The organism is Natronolimnobius baerhuensis, assembly GCF_002177135.1.
GTDB lineage: Archaea > Halobacteriota > Halobacteria > Halobacteriales > Natrialbaceae > Natronolimnobius > Natronolimnobius baerhuensis.
Map to the genome: position 1 here is coordinate 320,758 of NZ_MWPH01000003.1, position 20,378 is coordinate 341,135.

Below are 20,378 nucleotides of genomic sequence, written 5' to 3' on the forward strand. Positions count from 1 at the left end.
ACTCCCAGCCTTCCGACGACCGAGTCGATAAGCGAGATCGAGCACAACAGTACCCAGTGGCCGACACTCGAATCCGCTCGAGCCACTCCTCGCAAGCGCCACCGTCGACCGCCCGTCGCCGCCAGTTTCTGGCGCTGGGTGCAAGTGCGGTGGCCGGTTCGCTCGCGGGTTGTCTCTCCCTTCGCGGACCGGCCGCCGACCCGGCAACGGACCCGGTTTGTCGCTGGAACGAGCAGTTTATCGAGGAAATTCAGCACTTTCGGGGAGGCAACTTCGCGCCCACACGCCGCGGTGCACTGCTCAACGTCGCGATGTTCGACGCAGTCAACGGGGTCGTGGCTGCAGCGGACGAAGACCACTTCGAGCCATATTTTGCCGATCCAACCGATGCACCTGCAGACGCCCCGCCGCTTGCAGCACTCGCCGGTGCAGCCGACGAGGTTATGACCACGCTGTACGGGAGCGAGTTCGACGAGACACTCGAGGCGACGCTTGTAGCTGCAGACGGTGGCGACGCTGGCGCTGGCGAGGCGTGGGGTCGGCGCGTTGCAACGGACCTGCTCGCACACCGCGACGACGAGTACACGACGGGCATCTACGTTCCCTGCGAGGAGGCGACCCAGGCCGGCTGCTTCCGACGTGACTGGAATCCGGTGTACGCGACCGTCCGCCCGTGGACGCTCGAGTCGCACGAGCAGTTCCGCCCCGATGGCCCACCGGCACTCGAGAGCGAGGCTTACGCCGCTGACTGGCACGAAGTGTACGAGCAGGGCCGCGCTGGCGGTGATCGACCACAGGAACACGTCGACATCGCCGCGTTCTGGCGCGGGGCACCGGGGTCGCCACGGCCACCGAACATGTGGAACGTCATTACGCAGACGCTCATGCTCGAGGACCCACTGCCCGTGCTCGAGGAGGTGCGACTCTTTGCCCTCTTGAGCCTGGCGCTGGCTGATGCGGGAATTGCGGGGTCGGACGGCAAAGCCGAGTACGGTTTCTGGCGGCCCAGAACGGCGATCCATCACGCAGATCGGGATGGGAATTCGGACACGCACGCCGATCAGTCCTGGGAGCCGCGTGCAACTGGCGGCTCACCCGAGTATCCCTCGACACTCGCTGCCTACGGTGGTGCGGGCTGTGCCGTTCTCGAGGGTGTGCTCGGCCGTGGCGACTACGCCTTCGAGTTCGGCGGCGATATCCGAACTGGGACGACCGGCGAAGACGAAGGCATCACTCGCTCGTTCGACAGTCTTGAGGACGCACTCGAGGAGTCACTCGATAGCCGGATCTACGTCGGCAATCACTTTCGATTCACGATGGATGACAGCTGCGAGATGGGCGAACAGATTGGCGAGTGGGTGCTCGAGAACTATTTGCGGCCGGTCTGAGCGACGGGAACGTCCGCCTAGTGTTCGTCAGTAGTCCACGTCAGACAGTGGAGTCGCCCATCTACGCTGCCAACGAACAGCTGTTCCTCGCCGACGGCGGGCGTGTTCGCAATTGCACTCGAGTCTTCGGTACCGAAGTGCCAGAGATGCGAGCAGTCGTCGGTGAGATCGAGGCCGTACAGCGAGCCGGTTGTATCCCCGACACAGACGACGTCGCCGATCACGACCGGATTCGCCTGGACTTCACCATCGAGTGCGACGCCTTTCTTTGCAAAGAGCCAGCCTCGGAGTTTGCGTCGACCGAAGGTCGTATCGGTGATGTGGAGATAGCCGTCTGCCGCGCCGATAAATGTCGATTCTTCGTCGGGGAGCACTGTTGCAGACGAGGTGAACGCGTCGCGAATTTCGTAGGAAAACCACGTGCGCCCCGAGTTGGTATCGAGTGCAAGCAACGTTCCGTCATCGTCGCCGACGTAGACGCGCCCGTCTGCGACCGTTGGGCTGGCGGTCACGACGCCGTCCGACGGCGCAGTCCAGACGTTTTCGCCGTCGTCGACAGCCAGAGCGACGACCGTTTCGTTCTCGAGGGGGGCGAACACGCGCGAGTGCTCCCACTCTCGATCACGGACGCGAGCATCGGCGATGACGGGTGCGGTGACGACGGGCGCGTCGGTTTCGTGGGTCCACCGCACGTCGCCGGTGTCGGCCTCGAGCGCGGAGAGGCCGTCCGCGTGGCCGACGTAGAGCTGTCCCTCATCAAGCGTTGGCGTCGTTACTCCCCTCGAAAGCGATGTTTCCCACTCGAGATCGCCTCTTGCGGGGTCGACGGCCGTGAGCGCGTCGTCGCTGGCGAAGACGAGTCGCTCGCGGGTAACGACCGGCGTCGCGTCGGTCGCAGTGAGCGTGTCGTACGTCCATCGGCGTCGGCCCGTCTCGCGGTCGAACGCGTATATGTTTCCACGCTCGGTTCCGACGAAGACCGTATCGCGGTCGAGTACTGGCGAGCCGACTGCACCCGAGAGGTCGACTGTCCAGTCTGTCTCGAGTCGCTGTGGTCCCTCGAGATCACGTCGATGGCCGGTGTGCTGTGGGCCGCCGTTGTATTGGGTCCACTGTGTCACTGCCCGGGGCTACTCAGTGGACTGGTATAATGGATACGACACGCACGCGAGGCTGTTGGAAGCCAGTGCGACAACGCCACAGAAAGGGGAGGCGTTGGTGGTGGGTGAACGGTACGACAGGAGCAAATGGATGTATGGCGCAGCGGTGTGTGACGATGCGGTATCCTCCTGTCGCATGCTTTGCTAGCGGTGCCAGCATCAAACCACTACTCCCAAATATATTTGGGTCGCGCGCGAAATGGTCCCTACTCCCAGGGATGGGTCCCGCCCGTACTCGGCCAGAGTGGGTACCAGTACTCTTTCTCGCGTTCGATTTCGAGTTCGCCATCGAGTGCCGACTCGAGTTTGAATTCCGTACTCGAGTCACGTTCGCGACCGGATCGGGGGGCAAAGGGATAGAATCGCCCGCGGCGGAATGAGTAAATCCAGTAGGCTGGCTGGCCCGCTCGGTCCTCGTAGGCAAAGACGGCCGCGAGCAGCCGTGAGCCGTAGTTGTGTTCGACGAACGTATCGGCAGCGAAGTGCAGGCTCGTAATCAGATCCTCGGGATCGCTATCCTCGAGAATCACCCAGTGATAGCCGTGGTCGTCCTCCGAAACTGAAAAGTCGGTGCCGGTCTCTTGCTGGCCCGCCTCGAGAATGGCTTCGACTTCGTCGACGGCTTCGCGAAAGCTGTGTGAGTCGACGCCGGAGAAACAGAGCGCGCCGATATCGAGCGCGTCGTAGCCGAGTTCGGCTTCCATCGTCAGATAGGCAGTGCTCATCCCGAACAGATCCTCGGGATCGGCATCACGTTTGGCGTCGGCTTCGGCCCGCAACCCGAGGGCGGCACGAAGTCCGTCCAGCAGTCCCATACGCCATGCAACGGGGCCAACCTCTTAGAATTCACGTCTCTCGACTCGAGATTCGAATAGTCGCCTCCGCGAGCACCCACATAGTGATGTAGCGCGTACCCGTATCATCGGCCGTGTCTCGGGTATCCAGTACGATGACGAGAGTCGCTCGAACGGTCGAAACCCGCGTCGTGAACCCACTCGTCTGTTGGCTCCTGCGATCACCATTCCACTGGCTTGCCAGTTTTGCACTCGTTCTCGTCACGTACCGAGGACAAAAGAGCGGCCGGGTGTACACGATCCCCATCGCGTACGCTCGCGCGGACGGGGTGCTCGTCGCTGTGACGCCGAAAGCGGAGACGATCTGGTGGACGAACGTTCGCGAGCCAACTGCGTGTACGCTCCACGTTCGCGGCAACCGACGACCTGCAGAAGGGGAACTCATCGAGGACGATGCCGAGCGCGCCGAACTGCTTGCAGCGTACGCCGGACAGCGGCGTGTTCTCGCCCGACTGGTCGGGATCGACACCGCGCGACCCACCGCCGAAAACGAACTCGCAGTCGTCCGGTTCACGCTCGAGGATCAGTGACCGATTGCCGCTCACAGTGACGTTAGAATAGCAGAGTTACAGCCGATCTAACGTCCGCCGAGTCCGTTATACGCCTCGAGAACCTACTTTTAGATGAACCGCCTGCCAACCGAATCTACCCGCAGACACCCGATGCACTCATGAACACAACCGCATCACCGAAAGCACCGCTTCCCGTTCCGACAGCGTCTCACCTCGAGGAGCGCTCGCGCCGTGCACGCACCGACGCCATGTCGGTGCTCGCACTGGGCGATGGGCTCTACGAGGTCGAATCAGCCAGCGACAGCACCTATCTCGTCGATCTCGAGGCAGGCCGGTGTACCTGTCCGGATCACATCTTCCGCAACGTCCGCTGTAAGCACATTCGTCGCGTCGCCATCGAGATTACGGAGGGGCGGACCCCACCGCCAGGAAAAATCGCCGTCGCCTGCCACGACTGCGGTGCGTCTGTCTTCGTCCTCGAGGACGAGCCAGCCCCTCACTACTGCGCCGAGCACACGCTCTGGCCGGGCGACACCGTCCGGGACCGCGAGACTGGCGACCGGCTCACCGTTGTTGATATCTCGGAGTACCGCGCCGATGCCGTCCGGATTGACGCCGCCAACTGCACGGTCGCCGAGTACGCGACGAACAGCGAGTACGAGCCGGACGTCCCAGTTGTCGGTGCAATCTACCCGCACGCGAGCGTTCGCGCGAACGGCGTCGTTCCCTCGTCGCTTCGCGTCTACGTCTTCCCGCGGACGCGCCTCGAGCGCGTGTCGCCTCGAAACAGTCCCACAGATCGCGCAGAAATCCGGTCGGTCGCTGACTGATCGAAGCGCCGGTCAGCGCCCGTCTCGCGCTTATGAGTGGTGCGCTGCGATATCCGTCGAGGAGATCATCCCGACGTAGTCGTCGTCGACGACGGGCAGGTGTTTGATTCCGTACGTCGTCATCATTGCGGCGACTTCCTCCATGTACAGGTCCGGCGCGGCAGTTTCGACATCGGTTGTCATCACGTCGCTCACCTGCACCTCCGTCGTATCCTGGCCCTCTGCGACGGCCTCGAGGACGTCCGTGCTGCTGATGATCGCTCGCGGCGTCGTCCGGACGACGAGCGCGTTGATATCGTGTTCGCGCATCTGCTGTGTTGCCTCCATCACCGTGGCATCCTTGGCAACGGTCTCGAGTGGTGTCGACATTACGTCCTCGACGGTCGTTCGGTCGTCAGAAGTCATACGCTGAGTGTGTGCGCCTATAACTTGAGTCTATTCCTACATCGACGGTGTGTCGGGGCTCTCGCCAACTTACTCGAGCATTGTCGCGGCTTCTTCGACGTCCATGATGCCCTGCTCGACGGCATTGAGAACCCGCAAAATGTCCTCATCGGGGCCGTCATCGTCATTCTCGCCGAGTTCGTCTAAGGTCACTTTCTGGCTCGTGCCGACGAACTCGTCGAAGTCGATTCCCTCCGCAATGGCGGTCTCTTTTTTCACGCGATAGTTCCCGCCGTCGGTGACGTAGAGGTCGCCAGGATGGAAGAAGTACCAGTCCTCACGGTCGAATCGGATGCCGATCCGCGGTTTCGCGCCGAAGTTCTGTGCGAAGTAGATGAGGGCTTCGACCTCCTCGCCAGTCAGATAGATGGGGTCGCCCGAACTCGATTTTGCTTCGATTGCATAGAAGTGTTCGCCGTCGCCAGCCAGCACGTCGGGAAGTTCCCGTTCCGTGGCCGACCCGCTCGCGGGGGCGCGCATCACCGCAAAGCCGGCCTCGTCAAGTGCGTTGACGAGTTCGCGTTCGCGGCGATCACCCTTCGCCTGAGACATACCCTGCTCTCACGTGCGGGTGCTAATAAAGCACCGGACGTCGGCGCGGTCGTCCTCTGTTGAAAACCACTACAGCGGGACGACCGCAAGGATATCTGCGAGTAGTGACGTCGCCATCTCTTCGTCTAAGCCGTAGACCATCGAGATGTAGAGGATGACGAACTGGAAGGCGTTGAGCGCGGCGTGGGCGGCGGTCGGCACCAACAGGTTGTCGGCTTTGACGTAGACGTAGCCGAAGATGACGGAGCCGCCGAACATGATGACGAGCGAGGCAGCAGTCGCAACCATCGAGCCGGAAAGCATGTACATCGGGAAGTGGACAATCGCGAAGATGACGCTCGCGATCAGCACCGCCTGCATCGGGGAGAACGCCTCATAGAGACGTTTCTGGATGATGTTCCGAAAGAGGAACTCCTCTGCCGGCGCGTTAAAGAAAAGGACGATGGCGATCATGAGCAACACCATCGTCTGGTCGTCGGCGATAATCTCGATGATCTGGCTCTCCTCGGCGGGAACGCCGAGGACGGCATAGAGATTGCTAATGACGAGCAGGAAGACGATGCTCCCGACGCTGCCCGCGAGAATGTACTTCCAGTCTCGCATCGTCGGAACGCGCAGGTCGATCCACGACAGCCCGCGATCAGTCCATAGCAGATAGGCGATGCCAGCCAGGGCCATCCCGACGAAGTTCAGCGCCAGCATGAGCGTTCGACCCCAGAGCGACACCTCGCCATACTCTCCGGTCTGGCCGGCCTCGAGCAGTGCTGGATCGGCCAAAAATGCCGGAATCGTCGTTACCTGTGGCACGACGACGAGGCCGAAAACCGTCAGTCCGAGTGCAACCAGCATCGACCGGATTGGCGCACCGTTGCGCTCGATGTCGGCCGAACGGGAGGGTGTTTCCATGCACGGGTCCTACGCCGTCACTCCCCTTGGGCGTTCCTTTCTGTTTCTGACCGAGAAGGCACGCCCTCGAGTCCGGCCACGACGGCGTTTCTGTGGTGTCTGGCTGTGGCTACGCCACACTCCATGTTGTGATCACTCGAAAAACGATATGTGTCGCTCGAGCGCTTTCGCCGTGGTATTAACTGTCACGGATGCACATTCGAGCCGTCAGGTTGGAACGCGTCTCGCCTCGAGGCGCTGTTGCCAGCGGGACTCGCACAGCCGTTATCCACTGATGCCTCCAGCGACAGCGACGTCACACGCTGACCATGTCTGCTCATCACTATCGGGAACTAATTTCCATACTCTCCAGTATGTATTTATATTTTGATTCGGTACTGGTGTGTATGGGAAGAAAGCGCGAACACAACGAATCGGGCCGCGTCGAGCCAACCGAGATGCAATCGCTTCGACCGACGCGACGCTCGTTCGTCAAAGCAGCCGGAATCGGCGCTGGTGGCCTCGCACTCGGCGGCTTGCCGGGAACTGTCGCCGCAGCCGAGGAGCCGTTGCCCCGCCTCGAGACCGAGGGTAAGTGGATCGTCACCGAAGACGGCGAGCAGGTGCGACTGCGTGGATTCGCCACGGCCTCGCTCGATTTCATGGACTACGATTTCTTCCCCAAGACCCAGACCGAGGTCCTAGAGCGCGGGACTGATGGCGAAAAGTGGCACCCAAACGTGGTCCGCCTCCCGATCACCGAAGACGCGGTCCACGAGCAGGGAATGGACTACGTCATCGACGACTTGCTCCGGCCCGCAGTGGATCTGCTGGCCGAACGGGGCATGTACGCGATGATCGACCTGCACCTGATCCGACCGTACATCGACACGCAGGCACAGGCCGAAGGCATGGTCGAGGATGGCTGGGCGGACAGCCTCGATGAGTTGGGGTTCAACCCCTGGGTCGAGACTGACGACCTCCTCGAGGAGTTCTGGAGCGCCGTTGCACCGGCGTTTGCCAACGATACGAACGTCCTCTACGAACTGTACAACGAACCGACGCTGCCGGTGACGTGGTCGGAATACGGCGAGTACGGCTCCGGCGTGACGAGTCAGGAAGACGAGTGGCTGCTCTGGCGCGACGAAGCCCAGCCGTGGGTGGATACGATCCGCGAGCACGCCCCAGAGACGCCGATCATCATCGGCTCGCCCGATTGGACCTCCCGCACCGCGTACGCGCCGGAGTACCCATTCGAGGGCGAGAACCTCATCTACGCCAGTCACATCTACCCCGACAATGGCGTTCCCGAGGAGTTCGACGACGAGTACGGCGCACCCGCCGAGGAGGTGCCCGTCGTCTGTACCGAGTTCGGCTGGGATCCCGACGAGGAGTTCGAAGAAACCGTCGAGTACGGGACAACGAGCGAATGGGGCGATCCGTTCCGCGAGTGGGTTGACTCCTACGAGAACATGGGCTGGGTCGCGTGGTGTTTCGACGACTCGTGGGCACCCACCTTCTTTGACTCGCCCGACGAGGGGACCGGCGAACCGTGGGAACTGAAAGACGACTACGAACAGATGGGGTGGTACATCCGTGAGTGGCTCGAGGAGGAAGCTGACGACGGAAACGGCGAGTCGATTACTGTCGGCGAGTACGAAACGACAGACACCACGAGCGACGGCTTACACAACGATTTCACTGGGGACGGCCAGACCAGCCACGACGACGTCACGGCCTTCTTCGAAAACTTCGAAGCCGATGGCGTCCAAGACAATCCGGAGGCGTTCGACTTCGCCGAGAACGACGACCTCGGCTTTGCGGATGTCGTCGAACTGCTCCGGCAGGTGTAGCGACCAGGGGTTATTTTTATATTCTCTCGGGTTAATTATTTTCTATGGCAAACACTGAAAATTACAACACAGTCGCTGCCGAGACGGCGACGCTCGTGCAGGCACAGTCATCGCAGACCGTCCTCGAGACGTTTGACTCCTGGCCCGGCGGGAACAGCCTCAATGAGTTCTCGAGTGCGGGCGCGTTTGAAAACGGTGATGGAAGCGGCGAGGTCGTCGACGGCGCATTGCGACTTGAGTACGACGATACGGGCTGGTTCTGTAGCAACGTTCGCGCGGATCGCTCGGACGACACCCACCTGGAACTGGTCGTCCGCGGCGACGACGGCGGCGAAGAGGATGAGGTGTACCTCGAGATCGACGCGGTTGAAGCACCGTTGTCGGACCTGACCAGCGATTCCATTGGCACCGAGTTCGACACCGTTAGCGTCGACCTCGAGGCCGCGGGTGTCGAGACAGCGTCTGTACAGGACGTCTGGCTCACGTTCTGGGACGCCGGGAGTGGGGCACTCGAGATCGAGGAGATTCGGTTTGTCGACCGCGGCGACCCGATCTCCGTCGGCGACTACGACACGCGAGATACGACGGGCGATGGTCTCCACAACGACTTCACCGGTGACGGACAGACCAGCCACGACGACGTCACGGCTTTCTTCGAGAACCTCGAGGCAGACGAGATTCAGGACAATCCCGAGGCGTTCGACTTCGCCGAAAACGACGACGTCGGCTTCTCGGATGTCGTCGAACTGCTCCGAGGCGTCTGAGGCGATCTCCTGTCAGTCAATACCGCCGCAGTCGGGAACCTGCTCCGAGTGCGGTGGCACACAGTTACAGTAGTCCGTCTGAGCGATCAGGGAAGGTCGTGGCGCTCGAGTTTCCCTCGTGAGACGAGACGCACATAGCATGACGACCTGTTCCTGACTTTCTTTCCTTCAACAGCTAGTGAAAATATTTATTATATTCTGTGTGTATTATTTGTATATGGTTAACCGACGAAACGTACTCAAAGGTGGACTTGCCGCCGTCACTGCCGGCGCAGTCGGCATGAGTGTGACTGGTACCAGTGGCGCACAGTCAGGCAACGATGGCGTGCTCGTCAACGACTTCGAGTCCGACGGCTATCCCGGCGCAAATGCCGTCAATGAATGGGCAAATCACGCTGCATTCGACGACGCGGCACTCGCAGACGGCGCGCTCCGCCTCGAGTACGACGACGGCGGCTTCTTCGGCAGCGTTCTCCTGACGGACGTCTCGGCGTATGAACGCCTCGAGTTGGTCGTCCGCGGAGACGACGGCGGCGAAGAAGACGACATCGACCTGCGCGTCGGCGACGTGCGCGCGCAACTATCGGAACTGACCGACGATTCGATCAGCACCGAGTTCGACACCGTCAACATCGACCTCGAGGATGCAGGCGTTTCCCGCTCGGCCGTCAGGCAGCTTCGATTCGGCTTCTGGCACGGCGCAAGCGGCGCAATCGAACTCGAGGAAATCGCGTTCGTCGGCGACGGTGACGGCAACGGCGGCGAGGAGCCACCGCAGGTCGTCACCGAGGAGATGACGCTGCTCGAGTACTACGAGGACTACGAGTACGGCGGCTACGGCGACGCCGTCGAGATAGACGAGTACTTCCCGGGCGACCTCGGCGACGGCCACGGCGACCACGACCAGGTTAACTGGTCGGACGAAGAGAAGGCCGATCACTTCAACGTCGACCTCGACGCCATCCGTGACGGTGCCCGCGACGGTTCGGTCACGTTCGGCGAGATGGGTGACGCCGTGATTGACCACGTCAACCAACTCGAGGCGGAAGGATTCCCGCGCCAGGCCATCGTCCAGTTGCTGCCGCGGCTGATCTTCCTGCCCGAAGAAACTGAAGAGCTGACGCTGCACAATGGGCCGCCGAACTACTGGGACGAAATCTACGGGCCGCAAGAGGCGACGAACGATCCCGACACGCTCATTCAGGATCCGTGGCCGCCGGATGCGCGGTCGTACGATCCGGATGAGGTGGCGATCCGTGATCGCGCCCACGACCAGCCCCAGCACGAGGATCAGGAAGGCTGGACCACGGCCGACCGACTGCCGGATGATCGGTACTACGACGACGACAACCCGATTCACCTCCTCGGCGATGGTATCCATCCGGCAACGGAGGAACCACTCGGTGGCGACGGCTTCACCGCGAACGCGCCGATGGACTGTCGTGCGACCGTCCACGAGGAGAGCAACGCCTGGTGGTACCAGATCCTCGAGTTCGAGAATCTGAGCCCGGTTCCGTACCACCTCAATGCCGCGGTCATCATGTGGATCGGCCCCTCGGGCGCAAACGGCGACCTCCGGACGGGCCACTACAACAACGAACAGCGCCCACAGCCGGGCTGGGGCCACCCTCAGCGCGACGTGATCGAGGTCATGTACGACGAAGAGCAACAGCTCTCGGCCTACGCGGTCCGCATCGCGTTCCACGACGAGCCGTACAACATGCGAACGGCCTACCCGAACCAGCGTTGGTCACTCGAGATCGGCATGAGCGCGAACGACCACTTCGATGACGAGGCCTCTCGCGAAGAACTCGTCCAGACGATGGTCGAGTCCTGTCACGTCGAGGTCGAGACGGATATGGACCGCAACGACGACCTGCTCGATGCGTTGGACCTGCGTAACCGGATGACGAACTGAGCGAGCCGACCACCACCCACCACAGATTTCTCACTTCCAATGAGACCACACAACACATCAGCAGACGGTACAGATTCCCACTCAGCACAGCCTCAAGCGAGCCGCCGCGGCGTGATGAAAGCGATTGGCGCGGGCGCTGCAGCGGCCACGCTCGGCATCGCCGGCGTCTCGCCGGCCGCAGCGACGCCCGATGTTTCCTTACCGACCGACGAGTTCGTCGAGACGGATGGAACGGAGTTCGTCATCGACGGCGAACCCGTCTACTTCAACGGCGCGAACAACTTCTGGATCACTCACGAGTACGACGGCACCACGGACCGCATCGATGATGTCCTTGACCTCTATACCGATCTCGGCATCAATCTCGTGCGTATCTGGGCTCACGGCGAGGCCAAAGAGGGGCCGTTCTCCCTCCAACCCGAACCCGGCGAGTACAACGAGGACGCACTCGAGAACCTCGATTACCTGATCGAAGCAGCTCGAGAACGCGGAATCAAGATCATCGCGACGCTGGTCGACAACTGGGACCACGAAGGCGGCATGCTCCAATACGCCGAGTGGGCCGGCGCGGAGTCGCGCTACGAGTTCTACACGATGGACGAGACCCGCGAGATGTACCGCAACCACGTCGAGACCATCCTTACCCGCGAAAATCACATTAGCGGCCTCGAGTGGCGCGAAGACCCCACAATTGCGATGTGGGAACTCGCGAACGAGCCTCGCCTCGAGCAGGATGACGTTCCTGAGGATATGGACAATCTCGAGCCGCCGGAACATCAGGAGATTCTCGGCGAGTGGATTCAGGAGATGTCCGCCTACATCAAGGACCTCGACGATACCCACCTCGTCTCGACGGGGTCGGAGGGCCACTACTACGGCCACTGGGAGGACGACTACCCGGACGACGACTGGGACGGCCAGGACTACATCGAGCACCACTCTTACGACACGATTGACGCTGCCTCGTTCCATCTGTATCCGGACCACTGGGGCGACAACCCGGCTGATCCGGACGACCGGCTCTCCCTGCACGACGGCGCGGACTACATCACCGAGCGCGTCGAAGACGCCCACACCGAACTGGGTATTCCGGCCTACCTCGGCGAGTTCAACGTCAACCTCCACGATCACGACCTCGAGACCAGACACGAGTTCTTGGAGGAGTGGTACGACGCCGCTGACGCGGTCGACTGTAACGCCGTTCTCCCGTGGCAGGTCGTCCTCGAGGACACGGAGGACCACGACGGATTCCAGCTCTATGCGAGCGATTCGGGTTACATCATCGAAGACTACGCTCAGGTCGTCGCCGAGAAAAGCGGTGACTGGGACGGTGACAACGGGAACGGCGATGAAGAGACGATTGCAGTCGGCGAGTATAATACAACTGACACCACAAGCGACGGCCTACACAACGATTTCACGGGTGATGGGCAGACCAGTCACGACGACGTGACCGCCTTCTTCGAGAACTTCGAAGACGACGGCGTCCAGGACAACCCCGAGGCGTTTGACTTCGCCGAGAACGACGAACTCGGCTTTGCGGACGTCGTCGAACTGCTTCGACAGGTGTAGGCACCGCCTATCCCCTCACACTCCGGCGTGGTTTGACTGACGGCGCGTGACGGCCCAACTCATTTTGGCGCGCCAGACGTTTCTCGAGCATGCGCGGAACGTACAGATGCAACGCCTGTACCGCCCATTTCAAGGCAACTCGGCGACAGTGTGGCGTCTGCGGGACGAGCGGGGTTGAGACGGACCGAAAGCGGTGTCTACGTTGCGGTACGAGCTACGACGATTCGACGCATCAGCGCTGTCAGCGCTGTGGCTCGACCGACGTCACACTGCTCGAGCGGGCGTGAGTCGAGACGAGGCGAGGAATCAAACGGGGCGGAGACTACGTCGCCGGAATATCGTCGTCAGTTTCGGTCGGTTGATCGAGTTCTGCGCCGCCGGTCGTGATGAATCGAACCTGTACCTCGGTTTCACCGCTCGTGTGGGCGTTAATCCGTTCCTCGAGCGTCGTGACGACCCCCTCATCGTATGCACCCGGTGGACCACCGACTTCGATAATGACGACGTCGATCTGTTGTGTCGCATCGAGCGAGCGATCAAGCGGGAAGCCGCCGCCGTGGACTTCGACCTCGACCTCGAGCAACGAGAGGGCGTCTTCGCTCTCGAGGACGGATTCGGCTTCTCCGGCTGCCGTGCCTTCGAACTCGGAGACCTGATACGAGGCGAACGTCGTCCCGGCCAGAAACAGCGAGAGGATGGTGATGACGGCGACGAAGACGGCGACCTGTTTGACGAACTTCGTGTGTGCCGTCGATATTTCGAACCAGCTGTTGGGTCGATAGCCCATGTAGCGAAGCGTCAGCAGCCCCGAGAGGTTGACCCCGAGGAGATTGACGAGGACGAGGACGGTCGAGCCGAGTGCGGCGACGGGTAGCCCGTAGGCGAGGGCAATTCCGGCAGCGGCCATCGGCGGAACGAGCGCGGCGGCGATCATCACGCCGACGATGGCAATCGAAAAGCCGGTTGCGAGGCTGAGAATCCCCGCTGCGCCCGCGCCGAGTGCGACCGGTAACAGAAGCAGTTCGGGGGCGATGCGCTCCGCTATTTCGTCGATTTCGGTAATCTCCGCGCCGGGCGGGACGAGAAACAGCGATTGGAAGATCCACGCGACGACCGCTGCGGCGATGATCCCACCGAAGACGCCGGTGAACTGATAGCGCATCCCGTCCATGAACACCTCGCGATCATTGACGACCGTCCCAATCGACGCACTCAGTGCAGGACCGATCAGCGGTGCGATCACCATCGAGCCGACGACGACGGCCGGCGAGTCGAGCATGAGCCCAACCGTTGCGACGATGGCGCTGATCACCGTCATCGCGAGGAACACGCTGAACGTCGGCGTGAGTTCGTCCGCTCGAGTCAGGAGTTCCTGCCTCGAGATCTGTTCCTCCTCGACGGTTTCGGTGGCGTACTCTTCTTGAAGTTGGTCGAACTGCCGTGAGACGACGGTTTCGGCGTCGAGGACGACGGTGTGGGCGTCGTCGTCGATCCCGGCGTCTTGCAGTGAGTCGAGAATAGGCTCGACAGCGTTTGTCGGCACCGGAAACGAGACGACCGCGTCGTACTCGCGCGAACTGGTCTCATCGGTCACGACGTAGTCGATTCCCTCGTCATCTAAGAGAGCAAGCAGCGCCTTTCGCTTTCCAATCGGAATCGTGACCTGAATGTGGCGCATCCACAGTGAGTCATCGGCCGTCCTCAAAGACGCTGGGTCGGACACTGCTTGCTCGTGGACTCTCGCGGGCGCTCGAGGCCGGCCCCAACGCTACTCAGCGTTGGAAAACGGAATCTCGAGGACGTCGCCATCGTCGGGGGCGATCACCTCGTGATCGGCGATTTCCCGTGCCTGCTCGAGGTGGTCGTCGACGTGGCCGGCGTAGCGCGAGGAGAGATGGACGAGTGCGAGGCGGTCCGCGCCGGCGCGATTGGCGATTTCGGCGGCCTGTCTGGCCGTCGAGTGAGCCGTTTTTGCGGCCCGCTCTGCCCGGTCGTCCGCGAACGTCGCGTCGTGAATCAGCAGGTCGGGTTCGTCGGCGACCTCGAGCGTTTCGACCGTCGGGCGGGTGTCGCCCGTGTAGACGATGGTGCGGCCCGGCCGCGGCTCGCCGACGACCTGCTCGGGGTCGACGACGGTGCCGTCCTCGAGTTCGACGGCCTCGCCGTTGTGGAGCCTCGAGAATTTCGGGCCGACGGGGACGCCGAGTTCTTCGGCGTGCTCGCGGTCGAAGCGGCCCTTGCGGTCGTCCTCGACGAGGGCGTAGCCGACCGAGCGGGTGTCGTGGTCAGTGTTGAAGACGCGGACCTCGTACTCGTCGGCGCGGTAGGCGACATCGCCGCCGCCGATCTCGTTGATGTGCACGGGAAACGAGGGGCTGTTGTCCAGTGCGGTGACGAGGTTTCTGAGCGACTGTCGGGTGCCCTGTGGCGTATGAATCGTCAGCGGCGCGTCGCGTTCGTTGAACGCCATCGTCTGGAGCAAGCCGGGAATTCCAAGGACGTGATCGCCGTGGAGATGCGTGACAAACAGATTTGAGATCGAAAAGCCGGTTCCAAACCGCATCATCTGTCGCTGGGTTCCTTCGCCGGCGTCGAACAGCAACTCATCGCCCTCGCGGGCAACGTAGAGTCCGCTTGGATTCCGCTCCGTCGTCGGCACCGCCCCAGCCGTCCCCAGAAACGTCACGCGTAGTGGCATCTGTCCGTAGTCGACGGCCCGCGGCTAAACCGGCTTCGGATCGATGCGCCGTCTTTGCCCGTTTTGCCCTCGTTCGAACAGTAATTCGGCCAGCTGAATTCGGCTCAATACATCCGTTTTGATTGTTCATCTCCCCTCGAGTCACCCATGAGTCGCCGTTTCTCGAGTTTCTGTGCCCGGCTCGGGTGCCCCATCTCTTCGGCTCCGAATCCTGCGAACAAACTACGCGTTTTACGTTGCCTGAGCCCCAATGTCTGCTATCGACACATCTGAGTGCCAATGAGTTCGAGATCGACCCTGGGTACGATCAAGCGAGTCGCCGCAATCTTGATCGCTATCGCGATTGTCCTCGCTGCGGGAATTCTCGTCGGCCAGGCACCGGCCATCTTCGGCGTCGAGGAGGATCCAGAGGCATCACTCGCGTTCGAAGATCAAGAGGGCGACGGGACGAACGTGACCGTTGACAACGTCTCGCTGTCGGAGGGCGGTTTTATCGTTCTCTCCGATAGCCAGTCTGAGACGCTCGTCGTCTCCGATTATCTCGAGGATGGGAGCCACGAGAACGTCACCATCGACATCGAGGAGGACGAGGAACCGGTCTTGATCGGCCGCCTGACGGCGACCGTCCATCAGGATACGACTGACGACGAGACGTACGCCTACGACGAGACTGACGGCGCAGAGGACCATCCATACCTCGAGAACGGATTCCCGGTGAGTGAGACGGCAACGGTGACGACGACCGACGACGACGGCGTCACTGACTCGTTCGTCGTCGACTCAGTTGATGCGCCATCGACAGCCACGACAAACGAAACGGTCGACGTCGTCGCCGAAATCAGTAACCCGACTGACTTCCAGACCCAACAGCTGGTCGACTTCCGCGTCGATGGGGCCGTCCTCGAGCAACAGCTGATTGATCTCGAGCCGGGTGAGGTTCGCGAGGTAACGTTCGAGGTCAACACGCAAGGATCGGAGCCTGGAGAGCAGACCTACGGCGTCTACACCGAAGCCGACGGCAGCCTCCATACCGTCGAACTCGAGTTCCACGCAACGCCAACAGTGACCGTCACCGACGCGACCGACGACAGCGTGACGGTCGATGCCGCACTCCCCGAGGACGGCTTCGTCGCCATCGAGGACAACGAAACGCTACGCGGGACGAGCGAGGCCCTCGAGTTTGGCGAGTACGAGAACGTCACCATCGACCTTGACGACATGGAGAACGTGACGATTGAACTCGAGGACGACGACATCGACTCCGTCGAGGAAGACGACGAACTCACGGCGGTCCTGTACAGCGGCGACCCCGATAACTACGAGAGCGAGTCACCCATCGAGTACAACGGCGAACCGGTCGATACGACGTTTACGCTCGAGGAGGCGATGTCCGAGGACGATGAGTCGGCTGCGGGTGATAGCGACGACAACGAGGGCGACAACGGCGACGAAGTTGCCGAGGGCGAAGACGACGACCAGTAGCGCGCACAATCGACCGATTCTTACCCATCCCGTTCGTAGCGTCCGTCGATGGACGCGCCGCTGTGGACTGATACCTACGCGCCCGAGTTGGCCGAGTTGCCACAGGACGACGCCCGCGAATACCTAGAGCGGGCAGTCGAGGAGCCGCTTAACCTCCTGTTGCAGGGCCCGCCGGGAAGCGGCAAGACCGCAGCGGCACGCGCACTCGCTCGAGAGGCACACGCTGACCCCGATAACGACCTCGTCGAGATCAACGTCGCGGACTTCTTCGGGCGAACGAAAACCGAGATCAAGAACGATCCGCGCTTCTCGCAGTTCCTCGTAGGCCGCTCCTCGATGTCCAAACGCGACATGATCAATCGCGTGCTCAAGGAATCGGCGAGCTACTCCTCCGTCTCCGGCGAGTACAAGACGATTCTACTGGACAACGCCGAGGACGTCCGAGAGGACTTCCAGCAGGCGTTGCGTCGGATCATGGAGAAACACCACCAGACAACCCAGTTTGTTATCGCGACGCGCCAGCCGACGAAACTCATCCCGCCGATTCGCTCGCGCTGTTTCCCCGTCTCCTTTCGCTCGCCGACGACCGACGAAACCGTCGCCGTCTTAGAGCGCATTCTCGAGGCCGAGGCTGTCGAGTACGACGCGGACGGCCTCGAGTTCGTTTCGAACTACGCCGGGGGCAACCTCCGCGAGGCGATTTTGGGTGCCCAGACGACGGTCGAAGCCGAAGGCCAACTCACGATGAACGCGGCCTACGAGACGCTCGGAGAAGTCGGCTTAGACGATGACCTCGAGTCGATGCTTGATGACGCTGAGGAAGGCGAGTTTACCGACGCTCGAAAGACGCTTGACGATCTGCTGGTCGATGAGGGCTTAGACGGCGAGGAAGTGCTCGACGGCATCTTGCGGATTGCGCGGAAACGCTACCAGGGCCCGCAACTCGCTCGCATTCACCGCCTCGCCGCAGATGTCGAGTTCGAACTCCACGAGGGAACGAGCGACCGGATTCACGTCTCGCACCTGCTGGCGGAGCTGGGCCGAGACGCGTAAGCGCGAACTCGCTCGAGGCGAGGGCCTCGTCTATCGCGAAAACCGCCCGATGGCAAAGCTTCTTTGCGGTCTCGAGGAACACGAGCGTATGCCAACTGTCCTCGATACTCATATCGAGAATCGCTTTCGCGTTCAGCCGAATCACGCGAACAACAACGACTCGCTGCACGGCGGGAACCTGATGAAGTGGCTCGACGAGATTGGGGCAATGTCCGCGATGCGCTTTGCCGGCGAAACCTGTGTCACCGCGCAGGTGAACGAACTCGCCTTCGAACGGCCGATCAGAATCGGCGATACGGCGCTGGTCGAGGCCTACGTCTACGACGCGGGACGGACGAGCGCCCACGTCGCACTCCGTGCCTGGCGCGAAGAACCCAGAAGCGGCGAGACTGAGAAGACGACTGCCTCCTCGTTTACGTTCGTCGCAATCGATGAGGATGGTTCGCCGGTGCCGGTCCCTGATCTCACCGTCGACAGCGAGCGAGGCGAAGCACTCCGTGAGCGGGCGCTCGACGCCGAGTACTAACCGAAATCGCGTGTCAGAGACGCGCTACTCGAGCACCAGCACGTACCGCGTCAGCGACCGATGCACGCGCCGTTCGAACGTGGCCTCGAGTTCCCAGCCTGCCGCCTGCGCTTCGTCTTGCCACGACCGATCAGCGACGACGACGGCTCGTGACGCGACGCGGCGGGCTTCGGCGAGCGCGCCGGCAACGAGGTCCTCGAGGCGGTGGGTTTCAATCTTCGACTGGCGGCCGTAGGGAGCGTCGAAGACCACGCCGTCGACGGCGTCGTCGGCGAGCGGCAAGCGGGTTCCGTCACCGCGTCCGACGTGCCAGGAGCCGCGGTCGACGCCCGTCGGCGAGAGGTTGGGGGCGTCGAGAAAGTGCTCGAGATTCGTCCGTGCGCCTGCAGCCATCTTTTCCTGAGCGTCGGTGCCGATCACGTCCGCGCCGACGAGACCAGCCTCGACGAGCACGCCGCCGGTGCCACACATGGGATCGAGAATTGTCGCGCCTGAGCGTGCGCCGGCGACGTTGGCGACGGCGCGAGCGAGCAGCGGGTCCATGCTGCCGGGCTGGAAGAAGGGCTTGTCTGTCGGTGCGCGCGTCCCGAAATCGCGGACGCTCTCGGCGGCGAGCCAGCCGAGCGCACAGACGGAGTCCTGTTCGCTTTCGGCGTCGGTGCTGCCGACTGAACCGGCCGAAAACACCGCACGCAGAAGATGATCCGGATCGTCGAGATCAACCGAAAAGCCGCGTTCGACGAGCACGCGCCCGAGTTCGCGTTCGGCGCGTTCGGTATCGATGCCCGTCGCGCCGTGGACATCCGTTGCGCGGACAGCGATTGATCCATCGTCGCGCTCGAGCGTGGCGGCCTCGAGTAACGCCTGTGCGCTCTCGAGGTCGGCGTCGGTTCGGCCGAGTAACCCACTCGCGCGGTGGGTGTAGGCCAGGCCGCGAACGCGTTCGGGGGCGATCCCACGGGCAACGGCGAGGCCGGGTGCAATCGGTCGCACGCCAGTCGCCGCACTTTCTGCCTCGCGGGCTGCGAACGCATCGTCCTCACCACCGAGCTCGAGCAGGTACACAGCCATGTGTCGCTGGGGCGCTCCTATGAGCCTACCGCTTTCTCGAGTCGGCTCCGGTCCGATTTCGGGGAGACTCTCCTTGGGCAGAGTGTCGACATACCGGATATATCATGCGGCGGCACCAACCTTTATAAACCTTAAATACGTCTTTTTAAGCGACTAATGACGGACCCGAAGGATACCATCAATATCGAAAACGTGGTAGCGTCGACCGGTATCGGCCAGGAACTCGATCTCCAGAGTGTGGCGATGGACTTAGAGGGGGCCGACTACGACCCTGAGCAGTTCCCCGGTCTCGTCTACCGCACGCAGAATCCAAAGTCCGCCGCACTGATTTTCCGCTCGGGGAAGATCGTCTGTACCGGCGCGAAAAGCACTGACGACGTCCACGAGAGCCTTCGTATCGTCTTCGATAAGCTCCGTGAACTCCAGATTCAGGTCAACGACGACCCTGAAATCGTCGTCCAGAACATCGTCACCTCCGCGGACCTCGGTCGCAACCTCAACCTGAACGCCATCGCAATCGGCCTCGGCCTCGAGAACATCGAGTACGAACCAGAGCAGTTCCCGGGTCTGGTCTACCGTCTCGACGAACCCGAAGTCGTTGCCCTGCTGTTTGGCTCCGGCAAACTCGTCATCACCGGCGGCAAGAAGCCAGAAGATGCCGAACACGCCGTCGACAAAATCGTCTCGCGTCTCGAAGACCTCGGTCTGCTCGAGTAAGCCGCTGGGTTGAGATCGGTTGACGCTCGATTGACGCGCAATCGATGAGACCGACGATGCTCGTTTCTGTTCGTTCCCGCTCGTCCGCGCCGTTCGGAC

19 protein-coding genes are annotated in these 20,378 nt (G+C 61.9%); 11 read left to right on the plus strand and 8 right to left on the minus strand.

Annotated features, from left to right (window positions below):
- The first annotated feature begins 56 nt into the window (after positions 1 to 56).
- The gene (locus B2G88_RS14175) at positions 57 to 1,388 is read left to right on the plus strand and encodes a vanadium-dependent haloperoxidase (protein WP_140408876.1); all 1,332 of its coding nucleotides are present in this window, start codon (positions 57 to 59) and stop codon (positions 1,386 to 1,388) included.
- Positions 1,389 to 1,405: 17 nt separating this feature from the next.
- Here B2G88_RS14175 and B2G88_RS14180 read toward each other — a convergent pair whose 3' ends face one another.
- Both B2G88_RS14180 and pspAB read right to left on the minus strand, forming a co-directional pair.
- Positions 1,406 to 2,509, minus strand: coding sequence for an outer membrane protein assembly factor BamB family protein (locus B2G88_RS14180; protein ID WP_087715127.1), 1,104 nt, complete (start codon positions 2,507 to 2,509; stop codon positions 1,406 to 1,408).
- Between the two features lie 245 nt (positions 2,510 to 2,754).
- Positions 2,755 to 3,363 (minus strand): PspA-associated protein PspAB, encoded by a 609-nt coding sequence (gene pspAB / locus B2G88_RS14185; RefSeq protein WP_054863814.1) that lies wholly within the window; start codon positions 3,361 to 3,363, stop codon positions 2,755 to 2,757.
- 134 nt (positions 3,364 to 3,497) lie between these two features.
- Between pspAB and B2G88_RS14190 the strand changes: the two genes are divergently transcribed.
- Together B2G88_RS14190 and B2G88_RS14195 are read left to right on the plus strand one after the other, a co-directional pair.
- Entirely contained in the window at positions 3,498 to 3,932 is a 435-nt protein-coding gene (locus tag B2G88_RS14190) for a nitroreductase/quinone reductase family protein (protein ID WP_245835404.1), read from the plus strand.
- A gap of 140 nt (positions 3,933 to 4,072) precedes the next feature.
- Complete coding sequence (locus tag B2G88_RS14195) at positions 4,073 to 4,744, plus strand: SWIM zinc finger family protein (protein WP_054863812.1); 672 nt, start codon at positions 4,073 to 4,075, stop codon at positions 4,742 to 4,744.
- A gap of 30 nt (positions 4,745 to 4,774) precedes the next feature.
- Here B2G88_RS14195 and B2G88_RS14200 read toward each other — a convergent pair whose 3' ends face one another.
- From B2G88_RS14200 to B2G88_RS14210, 3 genes are all read right to left on the minus strand, one after another.
- Positions 4,775 to 5,149, minus strand: coding sequence for a CBS domain-containing protein (locus B2G88_RS14200; protein ID WP_176393251.1), 375 nt, complete (start codon positions 5,147 to 5,149; stop codon positions 4,775 to 4,777).
- 69 nt (positions 5,150 to 5,218) lie between these two features.
- Positions 5,219 to 5,740 (minus strand): Holliday junction resolvase Hjc, encoded by a 522-nt coding sequence (hjc, locus tag B2G88_RS14205; RefSeq protein WP_087715128.1) that lies wholly within the window; start codon positions 5,738 to 5,740, stop codon positions 5,219 to 5,221.
- A 69-nt stretch (positions 5,741 to 5,809) separates the two neighbouring features.
- Complete coding sequence (locus tag B2G88_RS14210) at positions 5,810 to 6,646, minus strand: CPBP family intramembrane glutamic endopeptidase (RefSeq protein WP_054863811.1); 837 nt, start codon at positions 6,644 to 6,646, stop codon at positions 5,810 to 5,812.
- A 386-nt stretch (positions 6,647 to 7,032) separates the two neighbouring features.
- On the opposite strand from B2G88_RS14210, the gene B2G88_RS14215 reads away from it, so the two are divergent.
- The 4 genes from B2G88_RS14215 (at position 7,033) to B2G88_RS14230 (ending at position 12,732) form a co-directional block, all read left to right on the plus strand.
- Entirely contained in the window at positions 7,033 to 8,478 is a 1,446-nt protein-coding gene (locus B2G88_RS14215; RefSeq protein WP_217895826.1) for a glycoside hydrolase family 5 protein, read from the plus strand.
- Positions 8,479 to 8,522: 44 nt separating this feature from the next.
- The gene (locus B2G88_RS14220; RefSeq protein ID WP_054863809.1) at positions 8,523 to 9,242 is read left to right on the plus strand and encodes a hypothetical protein; all 720 of its coding nucleotides are present in this window, start codon (positions 8,523 to 8,525) and stop codon (positions 9,240 to 9,242) included.
- 217 nt (positions 9,243 to 9,459) lie between these two features.
- Entirely contained in the window at positions 9,460 to 11,160 is a 1,701-nt protein-coding gene (locus B2G88_RS14225) for a twin-arginine translocation signal domain-containing protein (protein ID WP_087715129.1), read from the plus strand.
- A gap of 114 nt (positions 11,161 to 11,274) precedes the next feature.
- Entirely contained in the window at positions 11,275 to 12,732 is a 1,458-nt protein-coding gene (locus tag B2G88_RS14230; RefSeq protein WP_176393252.1) for a glycoside hydrolase 5 family protein, read from the plus strand.
- Positions 12,733 to 13,054: 322 nt separating this feature from the next.
- Here B2G88_RS14230 and B2G88_RS14240 read toward each other — a convergent pair whose 3' ends face one another.
- Positions 13,055 to 14,410 carry a TIGR00341 family protein gene (locus tag B2G88_RS14240; protein WP_087715132.1) on the minus strand — a complete coding sequence of 452 codons (1,356 nt, stop codon included), beginning with the start codon at positions 14,408 to 14,410 and terminating at the stop codon, positions 13,055 to 13,057.
- A gap of 90 nt (positions 14,411 to 14,500) precedes the next feature.
- Entirely contained in the window at positions 14,501 to 15,430 is a 930-nt protein-coding gene (gene rnz, locus B2G88_RS14245) for a ribonuclease Z (RefSeq protein ID WP_054863161.1), read from the minus strand.
- 279 nt (positions 15,431 to 15,709) lie between these two features.
- Between rnz and B2G88_RS14250 the strand changes: the two genes are divergently transcribed.
- The 3 genes from B2G88_RS14250 to B2G88_RS14260 all read left to right on the plus strand — a co-directional run bounded on the left by B2G88_RS14250 (position 15,710) and on the right by B2G88_RS14260 (position 18,491).
- Complete coding sequence (locus tag B2G88_RS14250) at positions 15,710 to 16,912, plus strand: DUF7282 domain-containing protein (protein ID WP_054863162.1); 1,203 nt, start codon at positions 15,710 to 15,712, stop codon at positions 16,910 to 16,912.
- A 48-nt stretch (positions 16,913 to 16,960) separates the two neighbouring features.
- The gene (locus tag B2G88_RS14255; protein ID WP_087715133.1) at positions 16,961 to 17,965 is read left to right on the plus strand and encodes an AAA family ATPase; all 1,005 of its coding nucleotides are present in this window, start codon (positions 16,961 to 16,963) and stop codon (positions 17,963 to 17,965) included.
- 88 nt (positions 17,966 to 18,053) lie between these two features.
- Positions 18,054 to 18,491: an acyl-CoA thioesterase gene (locus tag B2G88_RS14260; RefSeq protein ID WP_054863192.1), complete on the plus strand. Its 438-nt coding sequence runs from the start codon at positions 18,054 to 18,056 to the stop codon at positions 18,489 to 18,491.
- Between the two features lie 24 nt (positions 18,492 to 18,515).
- On the opposite strand, the gene B2G88_RS14265 is transcribed toward B2G88_RS14260, so the two are convergent.
- Positions 18,516 to 19,556, minus strand: a complete 1,041-nt coding sequence (locus B2G88_RS14265) for a TIGR01177 family methyltransferase (RefSeq protein ID WP_087715368.1) — start codon at positions 19,554 to 19,556, stop codon at positions 18,516 to 18,518.
- 162 nt (positions 19,557 to 19,718) lie between these two features.
- Between B2G88_RS14265 and B2G88_RS14270 the strand changes: the two genes are divergently transcribed.
- Entirely contained in the window at positions 19,719 to 20,279 is a 561-nt protein-coding gene (locus B2G88_RS14270; protein WP_054863163.1) for a TATA-box-binding protein, read from the plus strand.
- Positions 20,280 to 20,378: the final 99 nt, after the last annotated feature.